The organism is Pseudarthrobacter sp. J47, from assembly GCF_049810315.1.
Classification (GTDB): Bacteria; Actinomycetota; Actinomycetes; order Actinomycetales; family Micrococcaceae; genus Arthrobacter.
The window spans coordinates 1,747,509-1,761,427 of sequence record NZ_CP187358.1 but is presented as its reverse complement, the minus strand read 5'-3'; the positions used below and the strand labels follow the sequence as shown (position 1 = coordinate 1,761,427).

Sequence of the window (13,919 nt, the reverse complement as noted above, 5' to 3'; positions counted from 1 at the left end):
CCCCGACACCTACGCCCTAACGGCAACCCCCTGCAGGGCTCCGCGCACCGCCCCATTCACGCGCCCCGCCCTCCCACCTTGAACGGGAAGGCAACGGCGCGGCCAACGCCCCGGGGCCGGAAAAGCCCCACGCGCCCTTGACCGGTACGTCCGCCGCCACCGGCGGGCCGGCTGGCCGCCCTCCGCAGGATCCCGCACAGGCAGCCCCGAAGGCCGCTGGACCGTCTCCCGGGCCCGGTGCTGCCGTCTGCAGGTTCCCTGCCGGTGCACTGCGGACTCTCAGCAACCACTTAGCGGAGGTCCGGATAATTGGTGGCAGGCGTCGTTGAAGCGCCCGCCCCGTCCGGGCCCCCCACCCGGACGGGGCACCGACTTAGTAGGACGGATACCGGCAATGTCTGCAACCCGAACCCGCACAGCTGTCCTGTTCAGCACCCTGGCCGGAATCGCATTGGTTGCCGGGACCGCCGTCGCAGGGAGTGGACCCGCAACCGCAGCCCCGGCACCGGCGCCGGTATCTTCGACCGTGTCCGCACCCGCCCCGGTCGGCGCCGACAGCCCGCAGCGCGACGCCGGGGAAACCAGCGGCGACTGACCCGGCCCGGACGTTGGTTAGAATACTGTGCAGGAAACGACCCTGAGCAGGGCGATGCGGTGAGAGGAGAGACGTGAGGACAGCGGTCAAGCACCCCTCACTTCTCCCGGCCGATAGTGCCGCGCGTGCCCTCATTCTGGCTTTCCTGGTACTCGCTGGTCTGGTACTCGGGGTTTTGGGTATGCATGCCCCGACGGCAGGCCACATCGCCTTAGCTCCGCACCACACCGCGTCACACTCCCCGGTCGGCCTTTCCGCTGCCGCCGGGGTGGCCTCGGGCGGGTGGGTTACCCCCGCCGGGGCGCCCATCAAGGAGATCTCGCTTCCGGCCGGCAATCAATCGCAGGGTTGCCAGGCGCAGTGCATGATGACCGCCCAGCACCGGGCGTGCACCCCGCAGTCCGGTGCTGCAGCCCCTCAACCAGTCCTCCCTGCCATGAAACTTGCCGCCAACGGTGCGGCCATCATGAGCGCTTCAGTGGTTCAGTGTCTGGCCCCGGAAGGCCACCGGCGGGCTGCACCGTCCCTGACGGAACTGTCCATCAGCCGCACGTAAACCCGGCCCGGGCACGGCCCCACGGATGCCCGCAGGGAGGTTCCGCAGGGCCCCGACATGCCGCCTCCACCGGGACGGCCTCGGGCCGGTAACGTGCCGGTTTCCTCCCCATCCTCGGAGGGCCGGGGCCTGGAGTAAACCCGGCGCACCTGCCGGAAACGTGGCGCAGAACCGTCGCCACCGGATGTTCTTGTCCCGTGTCCCGGGCAGGCTGCGCCGCAATGCCCGTCGACGGCCCGGCTGCAGGGTCCCTCTCTCCCGCCCGCTGCAGCGTTTACTGTCACCCCAGCTTTTGAGACTTTTCGACTATTTGAGACTTTCCGCTTTGTGCGGATACCGATCAAGGACACCAAAGAATGAAAAACGCATATTCCCTTCCTTCCCGCCGTACCGTGCTCGGCACCGGGATCGCAGCCGCCGCGATGGCGGCCCTCGCGGCCTGCACGTCCAACCCGGCCGCAGGGCCTTCCGCGGTGGCCCGGATCATGCCCGGTGACCCGATGATCGCGGACTTCGAAGCACGCCGCGCCGTCACGGGCAAGACCGTCACCACAAAGCTCACCGCGGCCGAAGCCGACGTCGTGATCGCCGGCCAGCCTGTCCGGACCTGGGGGTATGACAATGCCCTGAACGGGCCGGTTATCAGGGCAACCGCCGGAGACAAGCTCACGGTGCCGCTGACGAACAAACTCAGCCAGGGGACCTCCGTGCACTGGCACGGCCTGGCGCTGCGCAATGACCAGGACGGGGTCCCGGGCCTCACCCAGCACGCCCTCGCGCCCGGTTCCGGATCGGAGCACAGTTTCGTTCTTCCGCACCCGGGAACGTACTGGTACCACTCGCACGTGGAAATGCAGCGCGAACGCGGACTTTATGGGGCCCTCATCATCGCCGACCCCAAAGAAACACTCTCCTATGACCAGGAATGGGTGATCATCCTCGATGACTGGATGGACGGGGTCACGGGCACCCCCGACGATGTCCTGAAGGAACTTTCCATGGGCATGGGGTCCATGAGCACACCAGCACCGGCCCATTCGATGCCCGGGATGGATATGGGCGCCGGATCCGGGTCCTCGATGCCGGGCATGGACATGGGCGGGTCAGGGTCCTCGATGCCGGGCATGAAATACATGTTGATGGGGGCGCGCAGTGACTTCCTGGGCGGTGACGCGGGCGACGTCTCCTACCCGTACCACCTGTTCAACGGCAAGGCCGCGGCCGGGCCGGAAATGTTTCCCAGCAAACCGGGCAGCCGGATCCGGTTGCGGATCATCAACGCAGCCGCTGATACCGCCTACCGTGTAGGCGTGCCCGGGCAGAAAATCACCCTCACCCACACGGACGGGTTCCCGGTTGTACACCAGGACGTGGACGCCGTCGTCCTGGGCATGGGGGAACGGATCGACGCGATCCTGAACGTGAAGGAGGGCTTCACCCCTGTCCTGGCCCTGCCCGAAGGCAAACCCGGGATGACCTACGGCCTGATCAGCACCGGCACGGGTACACCGCCGCCGGCAACCGCCCTCCCCTCAACCCTGGGCGGCACCGTCGTTGACGGCGGCATGCTCAAAGCAGACCCTTCCGTCATTCTGGCGCCGAAAGCGGTTGACCGGTTCCATCAAGTCCATCTGACCGGCAGCATGGCGAAGTATGACTGGGGTATCAACAACCGCCGGTTCGACATGAACAACCCTTACGACGGTGCGTTCGATCTCAAGGTCAATGAACGGGTCCGGGTGGACTTCATCAACGACACCACCATGTGGCACCCCATGCACCTGCACGGCCACACGTTCCAGCTCGCCGGCGGCGGCGCGCGCAAAGACACCGTCATCGTCCGTCCAAAACAAACAGTGAGCGTCGAATTCGACGCCGACAACCCCGGTCAATGGCTCACCCACTGCCATAACGCCTACCACGCCGAACGCGGCATGATGGGGGTCTTCTCCTACATCAAATAGACGACCGCTTGGCCGCGTACCCCGTGTCTTCGGACGGCGGGGTACGCGGAACCCGGCACCGCGGGAAAACGGCGCATCCACCGGCCCGGGCGGTTGCCGGCCTGCGACCATGGTCCTATGAACACTGCCGGTAACGCTGTCGAGGCCCGTGAGGGGTTTGGATCTGTCCTCCACCGATCGTGGCTCCGGGTCACGGCCATGACGGTCGCCGGGGCCGTGGCAGCACTCCTCGCCGCTCTCAGCGGCCCGCCAGACTACGCGCCCGCGGCCGGCTGGGCTGCCGCGTCCGCCACGTACCTGCTATGGGTGTGGGCGATCATCGGGCGCAGGGACCCGGCGGCAACCGCCGCTCACGCCCAGCGTGAAGACCCCGGACGGGGGATCTCCGACGTTCTGGTCCTGGCCGCGACCATGGGCAGCTTCACCGGAGTCGTACTGATCCTGCTCGATGCCTCCACCCTGCAGGGCGGCAGCAAAGCCGCCGTGATCGCCCTGGCGCTCGGAAGTGTTGCCCTGTCCTGGTTCCTGGTCCAGACCCTCTTCACGCTGCGCTACGCCGCCATCTACTACCGGGACAGGAACGGGATCGACTTTAACGAAGACAGCGCACCGCACTACCGGGACTTCGCATACCTTGCGTTCACCGTAGGAATGACCTTTCAGGTCTCCGACACCAACCTGAACACCGACGCGATCCGCTCCACCGTCCTGCGCCAGGCCCTGCTGTCCTACCTCCTCGGCGCCATCGTCCTGGCCACCACCATCAACCTCGTATCCGGACTCGTCCACTAAACCAGATCAATCACCGGGCAGGGACCGGGCCATTCCCCCGGCCGCAGTCGAAACACGGCCATAGCCGCGGCAGGGCCCCGGAACCCGCAGAAGCTGCTCCGTTCCGGAGATGCCCCGCCGGGATGGGAGCTACGGAAGACCACTGACTAAAGCACGGTCGCACCAAAAAGCAGCCCGATGCCGTACGTGATCATCAGACCCACGGCTCCCCCGAGCAGCACCCGCGCTGCGGCCCGCCGGATGGAACCTCCGCCAATTCTGGCCCCCAGGGCCCCGGTGAGTGCCAGTGCAGCGAGCACGATCACGTACGTGATCCAAACCCGCACCGAAACGGGCGAGAGCAAGATCGCGAGGACCGGCAACGCACCTCCCAGAAGAAACGCCGCCGCTGACGAACCCGCCGCATGCCAGGGATTGGTCAGCTCTTCCTCGTCAATCCCAAGCTCCAACCGCAGGTGCGCTTTCAGGGGATCCGCAGCCGTCAGTTCCCGGGCGACGGCGGCGGCGGTGGCGCTGCTGAGGCCCTGTTTTTCATAGAGCCCGGCCAGTTCCTGCAGTTCCCCTTCGGGGTCATCTGCCAGTTCGCGCCGCTCTTTAACGATAAGGTCCCGTTCGCTGTCCCGCTGGCTACTCACCGACACATACTCACCCAGAGCCATGGAAACGGCACCCGCGGTCAAACCCGCCACTCCCGCGATGAATACCGGCTGCACGAGCGTCGTCGCACCAGCGACCCCGATCACCAGGCCGGCCATCGACAAGATCCCATCATTAGCGCCCAGCACGGCAGCCCGCAGCGCGTTCAGGCGCCCGGACATCCCCGAGGCATGCGGTTCCGGAAAGCTGTGAACAGGCATGGGGCTTCTCGCTTTCTACGTTGTTCCAATGAGGGTCACCGGGCACCTGCAGGACGACGCCTCCGACATTCCAACGGCCAACCCGGGCGGACAGTCGGTGCCCGGACGTCACATTAGCAGCCGCCGCATGTGTTCGCCCGGGTTCCTGCACCCAAAAACCTCCTATTCCTCCGGGACCGTCTGGGCCAGGGGAAACCCCAACGGCCGGACAGGCAACCGCCGGAAAGAGCAAGCCCGGCTGCGCGCCGGGAGGAAGTCGTGCTTCATGAGTATTGGAAACGCTCGTTCGCAAGACACTACGAGTCTCGGTCCAGGAAGTGCGCCAGAACGGGGCCTCATCCGTAAAGGTTCACGTGTACTCTTCTATGTAACGTCCAGCAGGGTTACTGATACGTTTTGGGAATGCGAATCGGATACGGACGGGTTTCAACCCATGACCAACACCCCGAGGCCCAGCACGACGCCCTGACAGCGGCCGGCTGTGAGCAGATCTTCATTGACACAGCCTCCGGAAAACTTGCCCGCAGACCCGAACTCGACAAAGCGTTACTCTCGGCCAACCGGGCAGGTGATCAGGTCGTCGTCACCAAACTTGACCGGCTCGGGCGATCGTTGGAAAACCTCATCGATTTATCCAACACGCTGCAGGTGCGTGGTGTTGACCTGGTCGTCCTGGACCAAGGCATCGACACGTCCACCGCCATCGGGCGGATGTTTTTCCAGATCCTCGGCTCGATCGCCGAGTTCGAACACGCCCTGATGTCCGAACGTACCCGCGATGGCCTCGCCGCCGCCCGTGCGCGGGGCCGGACCGGCGGGCAGAAACCAAAACTCGGACCTCGCCAAGTCAAGCTGGCCCGCGAAATGTATGAGGAGAAAGACGCCGACGGGAAGCGGGCCCACACCGTCCAGCACATCGCCGAGGAGTTCGGAGTCACCCGACCCACAATCTACCGCCACCTCACGAAACCATGAACAACGCGCATTCCATGTCACAACAGAACGGCAGCATGTCCCGCGGGAATGCCGGCATGGCAGATAAGGGCTTCTGACGTGGCGCTGCGTTCTTTGCTCACAGCTGCCGAGCGCAGCCAGATCCTTGCAGTGCCCACGGAAGCTGAGGACATCGCATCCCATTACGCACTCAGGGAAGAGGATCTGTCACTGATCCGCCAGCGGCGCGGAGACGCGAACCGGCTGGGCTTTGCAGTCCAGCTGTGTCTGCTGCGCCACCCGGGAATCGCTCTGGCCGAAGACACCCACGTGCCCGTCGAGGTTATTTCCTGGCTTGCTTCCCATCTGGCCGTTTCCTCCGCGGCCTGGGACGAGTATGGAACCCGCGAGGAAACGCGGCAGGAGCACGGAAGAGAGATCCGCGCGTATCTGGGCATGTCAGCGTTCGGAATAGCAGACTTCCGCCAGCTCGTCGAGCATGTGGTCGGCGTGGCCGCGCAAACAGACAAAGGCCTGCTCCTGGTCGAGGCCGCGAGGGACTTCCTACAGGCAAAAAAGGTCGCTATGCCTGGCCTCAGCGTCATTGAACGGGCCAGCGCCCAGGCCCTGACCAGGGCCAACCGAAACATTTACGCCACCCTGGGCGGTCACCTCTCCCTCGAGCACCGGAAACGCCTGGACGGGTTGCTTCTCCCCCGCCCTGAAAGTTCATCGACTGAAATCGGCTGGCTGCGGCAGGCACCCCTGCGCGCCAACGCACGGGCGATGAACGAGCACATCGACCGACTCACCACCTGGCGCGCCCTTGATCTCCCCTGGGCAGCGGGCCGGCGGGTGCACCGGAACAGGCTGCTGAAGCTTGCCCGCGAGGGTGCATCCATGACCGCGGCGGATCTGGCCAGGTTCGAACCCACACGCCGGTACGCGACCCTCTTCGCTATGGTAGTGGAAAGCATGGCAACCGTCACCGACGAAATCATCGAGCTGCACGACCGGATCATCGGACGCCTCATCCGGACAGCACAGAACAAACAAAACCAGGCCACCCTGGCCTCCCGCTCCACCGTCACAGCCATGATGCGCCTTCACTCCAGGCTCGGTGACGCGCTCTTCGCGGCCAAGGAAAACGGCGAAGACCCCTTCGCCGTGATCGAAACAGCCATCGGCTGGGAATCCCTTGCCGAAAGCATCGCCCAAGCCAAGGACAGACAGCTGCTTCTCACCGCGATCCTGGCCGACGGGATCAATCTGGGACTGACCAAGATGGCCGAATCCTGCACCGGCGTCACCTACGCCCAGCTGGACGCCACCAGGCCTCGTACATCCGGGACGAAACCTACAGTGCCGCACTGGCGGAACTGGTCAACACCCAACACGGCCACCCCCTTGCCGCACAATGGGGCGACGGGACCACCTCTTCCTCCGATGGCCAGCGCTTCCGTGCCGGCAGCAAAGCCGAATCCACCGGGCATGTGAACCCGAAGTACGGTACCGAGCCCGGCCGGCTGATCTACACGCACGTTTCGGACCAGTACTCGCCCTTCCACAGCAAACTCGTCAACGTCGGTGACCGCGACGCGACCTACGTTCTGGACGGGCTGCTCTATCATGAGTCCGACCTGGCAATCCAGGAGCACTACACCGACACGGCCGGATTCACCGACCATCTCTTCGCCCTCATGCACCTCTCGGCTACAGGTTCGCACCACGGATCCGCAATATCGGCGACACCCGCCTCTACACCCGACCAACGACCCAGGACTCACAGCTCTGGCACCGCTGATCGGCGGCACCATCAACACCACAACGATCGCTCAGCATTGGGACGAGATCCTTCGCCTTACCACGTCCATCAAAACCGGCACCGTGACAGCGTCCCTGATGATGCGCAAACTCGGCGCCTACCCCCGCCAGAACGGGCTCGCCCTCGCCCTGCGGGAACTGGGCAGAACGGAACGGACCCTCTTCCTGCTGGACTGGCTCCAGGACCCCGGACTGGGCCGCAAAGTCACCGCCGGCCTGAACAAAGGCGAAGCCCGGAACACCCTCGCTCGCGCCGTGTTCTTCAACCGGCTCGGTGAGATTTGCGACCGCTCCTTCGAACAGCAACGCTACCGCGCCAGCGGACTAAACCTTCTCACCGCCGCCATCGTGATCTGGAACACCGTCTACCTCGAGCGCACCATCACCACCCTGAGCAGCGACGGCCGTGACATCGACCCGAACCTCCTACGTTTCCTCTCGCCCCTGGGCTGGGAACACATCAACCTCACCGGCGACTACACCTGGCCACGCGCCAACCACATCAAACCAGGCAAATACAGGCCCCTACGACGCCCGGCGAAACCTTAGCGTCGGATATTTCACTTTTTCACAAGCCTCCCCACATAAAGCCATCCGCTGACCTATCGGCGGACTGCCAGTAGTTCTGCCATGTACTTGATCTCGGACTGCTGGGCGGTGGCAATGGAGCGGGCCAGGGAGGTCACCGCTTGATCATCGGTGCGTGCAAGGATTGCTTCTGCCATGTCGACGCCTGCATCGTGGTGCTCGATCATCAGCTCAAGATAGAGCCTTTCCGCTTCTGTGCCCTCAGCCTGACGGAGTCTGGCCAGGTCCTGGGGCGTGGCCATTCCCGGCATCGGCGTGACGCCGGAGGTCCCGTTCGTTCCCGTTCCGCCGTGAGTGCCATGGCTGCTGCCGGCCCACGCCATCGGCGGCTCGGATCCGGCCTGGGGCAGGCCCCAAACCGAGAGCCAGCCATACATCTGTCCAGACTGCTGCTGCTGGGAACGGGCTACATCGTACGCCAGCTGACCTATCTCGGGGTCCTCGGTGCGGTCCCGGACGGTCATGCTCATGTCCACAGCCTGAAGATGGTGCACCTGCATGTCGCGGGCGAACCCAGCCTCCGGGCTGCCTTCACCTGGGACGCCGGGCCGGGCGGACAGGCGCCCAACCGCCCACCCGGCAAGCAAGGCCATCACCAGCGCGGCACCAGCGGCGGTAGTGCGCCAGAAGATAGGTTTTGCCGTCATCACTTGCGCCCAGGGGCGTCGATTCCCCCTGTGCAAGCAGCTCCAGGCTCGGGTGCATCCGGTGACTGCCAGTATTTGGAGACAAAAAGTTCGATCCGCTCGTCCTCTGGCGAGTCAACGCCGACCTGCGCTCCCCAGGCTGTGAGCATGACGGGCGAGGGGGTTCCTTCCAGAGGCGAGAGCACGGTATAGGTGTCAGGAAGCGCTCCCTGGAGTGCTTCGGCCTGCGCAGCGGTGATTTTGGCAGGGTCGTACGTTGCCCAGATGGCCCCGTGTTCCAGTGCGTGGACAGCATTTTCGCTCGGTACCGGTTGGCCGTAGACGCCGCAATTGAGCCAGACCGGCGAATGGTCCCCTCCAATCGGCGGAGCCTGCTGGTAGCTGACCGGGTCCTTGACATGGTTCGCGCTGAGGCCGCTGAAGGTCTGCAGGCCGGCAACTTCAATATCCCCCCGGGCCTTCGGCGGCGGATCGTTCGCCAGTGCCAGCAGGACCAGGCCAACCACGACTCCGACCGCCGTGAGCGCACCGATCAAGGCGGCGATCCTGCGTCTCGTGGCCTGCCGCGCCTGCTGTGCCTTCACCAATGCCAGTTTGGCAGCGCCGTCTTGCCGTGCTTGTTTCGCTGACTTGTCGCTCGTCACGAAAAACCTCCTGGAAAGGTGCAATGGTGGTGCCGCATGTAATCTGTCTCCATTTTGCTTAGGCCCAGGACCTGTGATCTCTCTAGCTTGGTCTGGCGGTTGATGCACGGCTTCGCTCGGGCGGTACTAGCCAAATCAACGACACGGACTGCCCGTTAGTTCTGCACGTTCTCATTTCTTGTTCTCTGGTCCTAATCGGCCGGAATTGCGTCGCCTGGCCCGTTCGGAGAGAGCGAAAATTGCTCCGACGATGACCAGCACCGCGGCCGCTATCACCAGGACGATCGGGCCGTTGCTGTTATCAGGCAGCGGGGCGGGGTCAACGGCCTGAGCCGGAGCGGCCGCAGCAGAGGTAATGGCGGAAGTTGGCGCAGAAGACGCGGCCGTAGCGGTTGAAGGCATTGCGGCTGCTGTCTCCTGGGCGGGGGCCTGGACTGTGAAGGTGTAGCTGCCTTCGATGGGGTGCCCGTCGGAGGAGACCGTGCGCCACAGCACCTTGTAGGGTCCATTGCTTCCCTTCGCCACGGCGGTCGAAAGGACCGCCCCGGTAACGGTGACCTTGCCGTCGCTGAGGGTCGTGCCCGTGCTGTCGGTGACGGTGATGACGCTGAAGTTCATCTCCCCGCCGCCGGTGGGAGTTTCCGAGAGGGTCAGGGACACGGCGTCTGGCGCCGTCGTAACGGTGCTGTCCCTGGCTGGTGTTGTTGATTGAAGTGCATCGTGCGCCTGGGCCGGCGCGGCGGCCAGGGCGGGGGTCATCGCTGCTGCCGTGAGGGCGAGGACGAGACGGATCCGTCGGAGTTTTCCGGGATGCTGGGCGGGTTTGCTCATATTTTTTTGCTCCTGCTGTTCGAAAAGGGGTGGTTACTTCACGGCGTCGTCGAGCAGCTGGCGGAACTGTTCTTCGCTGTTGATGGTCAGTTTTTGCCCGTTGAGGAAGAACGTGGGGGTGCCGGTGACGCCGAGGGCTTGTCCGTCGGCGATGTCTTTGCGGATCCGTTCCTTGGTTTCTTCGGCGGCCATGGCCGTGTCGTACTTTTCCATGTCCAGTCCAAGTTCTTCGGCGAAAGAACGGAACAGGGCGTTCTCGAAGTCCTGCTTCTCGCCCCACTGCGGCTGGGTTTCGAACATCTTCGCGGCCATCTGTTCGTACTTGCCCTGCTGGGCTGCGGCCTCCACGGCCAGGGCAGCCTGGCCGGAGTTCTTGTGCGAGGGCAGGGGGAAGTATCGGTGAACAAAGGTAATCCGGTCCCCGTATTCCTTCTTCAGCTCCTGCACCAGGGGCTCGGCGGCGCGGCAGGACTCACACTCGAAGTCCAGGAACTCCACGAGCTGGGCCTTCTCCGTGGCGGGGGTGGTGAGGCGGTGGCTGTCTTCCCTGACGATCTGGGCTTCTGCGACCGGCTGCACGGCGGCCGGTTCGGGCTTGGTGGCGGTGAACACCGCGTACCAGATCAAACCGGCGCCGACGATTGCCGCGAGCAGGATCCAGAGGACGATCCGGACCTTCCGTGCCGGATCAGTGGGCTTAGCGGGGGCTTTTGTTGCGGGTGTCATTTAGTGGGGAATGCTTTCCTGGTCGCGGTGGGCGGCGGGTTCTATCTGAAAAGTTGAGTGTTCGACGCTGACTTCGAAATGTTCTGCAACGCAGCGCTGGAGGTCGGCCAGGATCGTTGCGGCGTGGCCGTCGCGCATGCAGGGATCTTCAACCGTGACGTGCGCGGAGAGGACCGGTGTGCCGGAGGCGACGAGGGAGGCGTGCAGGTCATGGACGTCGATGACGTGCGGCAGGGCCAGGATGTGCTTACGGACCTCCGCCAGGTCCAGGCCCGCCGGGGCGTTCTCCATCAGCACGTTCAGAGTTTCGCTGAGGAGCTTCAGGGTCCGGGGAATGATCAGCGCCCCAATCAGCAAGGACACGACGGCGTCGGCCTGCACCCAGCCGGTGAGGGCGATGATGACCGCGGCAACGATGACGGCTACGGATCCGAGGGCGTCGTTGAGGACTTCGAGGAACGCTGCCCGCATGTTGAAGTTGTGCTTCCGGCCCGAGGCGAGCACGATCAGGCCGATGGCGTTGCCGGCCAGGCCGATGATACCGAACCAGAGCATCGTGGACCCGCCGACGTCCGGGGGTTCGAAGAGCCGGCGGATTCCTTCGATGATGACGAAGCCGCCCACGCCCAGGAGCAGGGCGGCCTGCCCGGCGGCGGCGACGATTTCTGCCCGCTTGTAACCCCAGGTGCGCTTCATGGTGGCGGGTTTGAGCGCCAGCGACGCGGCGATCAGGGCGATCAGCAGGCCGGCAGAGTCTGTGAACATGTGGCCGGCGTCGGCCAGCAGGGCAAGGCTTCCGGTCAGGAGGGAGCCGATAATCTCGGCGATCATCACGGCGAAGGTGATGGCGAAGACGATGATCAGTTTTCCGCGTTGGCTGCTCCCGTCAGCGGCGCTGTGGGCGTGGTCGTGCCCGCTCATCCTCGCCCTCCCCAGCAAAGGATTCTGTTCATCGCTTAGCTGGTCCCGGTCCGAGCGTGATCGTGACGGGCGCGGGCTTGGTGTCCGAACCGCAGCCCGCGCAGCACGCCCCGGCCTCGTCCATTTTGGCAGCGGTCGGGAGTCCCTGCTGTGCGTCCGCTTCGTCGGTCGCGTCCGGTGCAGCAGACCCGCAGCAGTCATCATCGTCTTCAGCGTGGCCGGCTCCGTGAGTGGGGACGGCGCAGCAGGCTTCGCCGCGCCAGGCGTTGATACCTTCACGGACGGCGATGCCGGCGATGACTAGGGCTGCTCCGGCGTCGGCCCACCACCAGCCCAGGGTGCTGTTCAGGACCAGGCCCACCAGCAGAACCGCTGAAAGGTAGGTGCACAGCAGTGTCTGCTTCGAATCGGCGACGGCGGTGCGGGACCCGAGTTCCCGGCCCGCGCGGCGCTGCGCCCAGGACAGGACAGGCATGATCGCAAGGCTCAAGGCCGCGATGATGATGCCGGGAGTCGAATGCTGGGCCTCACCCCCACCGGTCAGGGACCGGACTGCGTCCACGGCCACGAACGCGGCGAGGGCGAAGAAGGAGATGGCGATGATCCGCAAGGTCAGGTGCTCACGCCGTTCGGGGTCCTTGGCGGAGAACTGCCACGACAGCGCCAACGCGGACGTCACCTCGATCACCGAATCCAACCCAAACCCGATCAGCGCCGAGGAATCGGCCACATTGCCGGCCCAGAGCGCCACCACCGCCTCGATGACGTTGTACATGATGGTCGCTGCCGCGAACAGCCGAATCCGCCGCGACAGGACAGCCCGCCGCTGCTGGTTCGGAATCTGCAGTACCGCCGTCACGCGAAGCACTCCCCGTCCGGGGCGCAGCAGGACGGATCGACAGCCAGGACAACGCCGAGCAGGTCCTTAATCGCGTGCCCAAGCCGGGCATCGGCGAGTTCGTACCGGGACCGGCGTCCGTCCGGGACGGCTACGACCAGGCCACAGCCGCGCAGGCACGTCAGGTGGTTGGACATGCTCTGCCGGGTCACGCCCAGGGCGTCCGCAAGACCTGAGGGGTAGGCCGGGGCCTCGGAGAGGGTCAGGAGAATCCTGGCGCGGGTCGGGTCTGAGACCGCGTAACCAAAACGGGCCAGCACGGGCGCCTGCGTGAGCGTTTGCATGACTCCAAAGTACAGCTTGCGCTGTATTCAGACAAACTTGTACTCTGGGGTCAGCGGTTCGTCGCCGGGTGTGTCCCCTGACCGGGCTGCGTAGCGGTGTCTTCCCGGAGCTGCTCCCTGTAGCGGAGGCGGCGGATCCGGCGCGTCATGGAGACCATGAGGGTCACGACGGCGATGACCATGAATGCCGTCATGACGAACCCCAATAATCCTGGGGTGACCATGTCTGCGCTCAGACCTGGCCTGAGTCCGTCCACGCCCGGTCCTGGAGTTGGCGGCGTTGCTCTGGTCAGCGAGACGTATCCTTCGGCGGCCCAAGCAGCAAGTGGCAGGTTCATTCATCCTCTTTTGATTACAGGTTGTGTCGTTTGCGGTCCGGCAGGAAGTGGCCTCGCCGAGGCCGGTTGTGCGGGCTTTTTGCGACCCGCGAAAAGCCGGTGCTGGCGCGTCGTTCGCGCGCAGGAGGCGGGTATGGGGCTGTTTGGGTTCTTAGGCTTTTGCGGCCTGAAGTTTGCGCGATCTGAACCGCGCTACGGTGCCCGCCAGGACAGCGATGGCCATGACCACGAAGGCGGCAACTCCGATGTAGAAAAGCACTGAGGACGCTTCCGAGACAGGGGCTGCGGCGTCGGCAGCGGCCTTGATGGTCAACCAGTAACTAACCGTGGCCGCGATCCAGGCCCCGCCAGCCGCCGTTGTCATACGTGGCCACCGCGTGAACCATGACGTGCCGGTCCCGTGGGACAAGGCGACGCTCACCGCCACCATCCCGGCGACGGCGATGAGCTGGAGACCGAACAGGAATGGCCCGGCGACAAGCCCGACTGCGATAGCCAGCCCTCCTATGAGCACGAGTCGG

The 13,919-nt window shown here is 64.8% G+C and carries 15 protein-coding genes and 1 pseudogene; 6 read left to right on the top strand and 10 right to left on the bottom strand.

What is annotated here, in order from left to right; all coding sequences use genetic code 11:
• The first annotated feature begins 394 nt into the window (after positions 1-394).
• The 4 genes from ACPJW8_RS07920 to ACPJW8_RS07905 all read left to right on the top strand — a co-directional run bounded on the left by ACPJW8_RS07920 (position 395) and on the right by ACPJW8_RS07905 (position 3,907).
• A complete protein-coding gene (locus ACPJW8_RS07920; RefSeq protein ID WP_306971046.1) occupies positions 395-595 on the top strand; it encodes a hypothetical protein in 201 nt (66 codons plus the stop codon).
• A gap of 364 nt (positions 596-959) precedes the next feature.
• Entirely contained in the window at positions 960-1,151 is a 192-nt protein-coding gene (locus tag ACPJW8_RS07915; RefSeq protein WP_425256438.1) for a hypothetical protein, read from the top strand.
• A 356-nt stretch (positions 1,152-1,507) separates the two neighbouring features.
• Positions 1,508-3,115 (top strand): multicopper oxidase family protein, encoded by a 1,608-nt coding sequence (locus tag ACPJW8_RS07910; protein WP_306971044.1) that lies wholly within the window; start codon positions 1,508-1,510, stop codon positions 3,113-3,115.
• Between the two features lie 117 nt (positions 3,116-3,232).
• Complete coding sequence (locus ACPJW8_RS07905; protein WP_306971043.1) at positions 3,233-3,907, top strand: DUF1345 domain-containing protein; 675 nt, start codon at positions 3,233-3,235, stop codon at positions 3,905-3,907.
• Positions 3,908-4,053: 146 nt separating this feature from the next.
• On the opposite strand, the gene ACPJW8_RS07900 is transcribed toward ACPJW8_RS07905, so the two are convergent.
• The gene (locus ACPJW8_RS07900) at positions 4,054-4,764 is read right to left on the bottom strand and encodes a VIT1/CCC1 transporter family protein (RefSeq protein WP_306971042.1); all 711 of its coding nucleotides are present in this window, start codon (positions 4,762-4,764) and stop codon (positions 4,054-4,056) included.
• Between the two features lie 402 nt (positions 4,765-5,166).
• On the opposite strand from ACPJW8_RS07900, the gene ACPJW8_RS07895 reads away from it, so the two are divergent.
• Both ACPJW8_RS07895 and ACPJW8_RS07890 read left to right on the top strand, forming a co-directional pair.
• Positions 5,167-5,739 carry a recombinase family protein gene (locus ACPJW8_RS07895; RefSeq protein WP_306971041.1) on the top strand — a complete coding sequence of 191 codons (573 nt, stop codon included), beginning with the start codon at positions 5,167-5,169 and terminating at the stop codon, positions 5,737-5,739.
• 78 nt (positions 5,740-5,817) lie between these two features.
• Positions 5,818-8,070 (top strand): annotated as a pseudogene (locus tag ACPJW8_RS07890) (Tn3 family transposase).
• A 53-nt stretch (positions 8,071-8,123) separates the two neighbouring features.
• On the opposite strand, the gene ACPJW8_RS07885 reads toward ACPJW8_RS07890, so the two are convergent.
• The 9 genes from ACPJW8_RS07885 to ACPJW8_RS07845 all read right to left on the bottom strand — a co-directional run bounded on the left by ACPJW8_RS07885 (position 8,124) and on the right by ACPJW8_RS07845 (position 13,912).
• Positions 8,124-8,756, bottom strand: coding sequence for a DUF305 domain-containing protein (locus tag ACPJW8_RS07885; protein ID WP_306971040.1), 633 nt, complete (start codon positions 8,754-8,756; stop codon positions 8,124-8,126).
• Positions 8,756-9,400, bottom strand: coding sequence for a DUF3105 domain-containing protein (locus tag ACPJW8_RS07880; protein ID WP_306971039.1), 645 nt, complete (start codon positions 9,398-9,400; stop codon positions 8,756-8,758). Before ACPJW8_RS07880 ends, ACPJW8_RS07885 begins: the two co-directional genes overlap by 1 nt.
• Before the next feature lie 171 nt (positions 9,401-9,571).
• A complete protein-coding gene (locus tag ACPJW8_RS07875) occupies positions 9,572-10,231 on the bottom strand; it encodes a copper resistance CopC family protein (RefSeq protein ID WP_330189284.1) in 660 nt (219 codons plus the stop codon).
• A 33-nt stretch (positions 10,232-10,264) separates the two neighbouring features.
• Positions 10,265-10,957, bottom strand: coding sequence for a DsbA family protein (locus tag ACPJW8_RS07870; protein WP_306971037.1), 693 nt, complete (start codon positions 10,955-10,957; stop codon positions 10,265-10,267).
• Positions 10,958-11,878: a cation diffusion facilitator family transporter gene (locus tag ACPJW8_RS07865; RefSeq protein ID WP_306971036.1), complete on the bottom strand. Its 921-nt coding sequence runs from the start codon at positions 11,876-11,878 to the stop codon at positions 10,958-10,960.
• 28 nt (positions 11,879-11,906) lie between these two features.
• Positions 11,907-12,737: a cation diffusion facilitator family transporter gene (locus tag ACPJW8_RS07860; protein ID WP_306971035.1), complete on the bottom strand. Its 831-nt coding sequence runs from the start codon at positions 12,735-12,737 to the stop codon at positions 11,907-11,909.
• Complete coding sequence (locus tag ACPJW8_RS07855) at positions 12,734-13,060, bottom strand: ArsR/SmtB family transcription factor (protein WP_306971034.1); 327 nt, start codon at positions 13,058-13,060, stop codon at positions 12,734-12,736. The genes ACPJW8_RS07860 and ACPJW8_RS07855 overlap by 4 nt, the downstream gene beginning before the upstream one ends.
• 50 nt (positions 13,061-13,110) lie before the next feature.
• Positions 13,111-13,254 carry a hypothetical protein gene (locus tag ACPJW8_RS07850; RefSeq protein WP_330189283.1) on the bottom strand — a complete coding sequence of 48 codons (144 nt, stop codon included), beginning with the start codon at positions 13,252-13,254 and terminating at the stop codon, positions 13,111-13,113.
• Between the two features lie 295 nt (positions 13,255-13,549).
• On the bottom strand, positions 13,550-13,912 hold the full coding sequence (locus tag ACPJW8_RS07845; protein ID WP_330194311.1) for a hypothetical protein: 363 nt from the start codon (positions 13,910-13,912) through the stop codon (positions 13,550-13,552).
• Positions 13,913-13,919 lie beyond the last annotated feature (7 nt).

Bases quoted from the DNA above. Each gene is read 5' to 3' on its own strand.
- ACPJW8_RS07865 (WP_306971036.1), bottom strand. From the start codon at position 11,878: ATGAGCGGGCACGACCACGCCCACAGCGCCGCTGACGGGAGCAGCCAA.
- ACPJW8_RS07875 (WP_330189284.1), bottom strand. From the start codon at position 10,231: ATGAGCAAACCCGCCCAGCATCCCGGAAAACTCCGACGGATCCGTCTC.
- ACPJW8_RS07870 (WP_306971037.1), bottom strand. From the start codon at position 10,957: ATGACACCCGCAACAAAAGCCCCCGCTAAGCCCACTGATCCGGCACGG.
- ACPJW8_RS07850 (WP_330189283.1), bottom strand. From the start codon at position 13,254: ATGACGGCATTCATGGTCATCGCCGTCGTGACCCTCATGGTCTCCATG.
- ACPJW8_RS07910 (WP_306971044.1), top strand. From the start codon at position 1,508: ATGAAAAACGCATATTCCCTTCCTTCCCGCCGTACCGTGCTCGGCACC.
- ACPJW8_RS07900 (WP_306971042.1), bottom strand. From the start codon at position 4,764: ATGCCTGTTCACAGCTTTCCGGAACCGCATGCCTCGGGGATGTCCGGG.
- ACPJW8_RS07905 (WP_306971043.1), top strand. From the start codon at position 3,233: ATGAACACTGCCGGTAACGCTGTCGAGGCCCGTGAGGGGTTTGGATCT.
- ACPJW8_RS07895 (WP_306971041.1), top strand. From the start codon at position 5,167: ATGCGAATCGGATACGGACGGGTTTCAACCCATGACCAACACCCCGAG.
- ACPJW8_RS07885 (WP_306971040.1), bottom strand. From the start codon at position 8,756: ATGACGGCAAAACCTATCTTCTGGCGCACTACCGCCGCTGGTGCCGCG.
- ACPJW8_RS07920 (WP_306971046.1), top strand. From the start codon at position 395: ATGTCTGCAACCCGAACCCGCACAGCTGTCCTGTTCAGCACCCTGGCC.
- ACPJW8_RS07915 (WP_425256438.1), top strand. From the start codon at position 960: ATGATGACCGCCCAGCACCGGGCGTGCACCCCGCAGTCCGGTGCTGCA.
- ACPJW8_RS07855 (WP_306971034.1), bottom strand. From the start codon at position 13,060: ATGCAAACGCTCACGCAGGCGCCCGTGCTGGCCCGTTTTGGTTACGCG.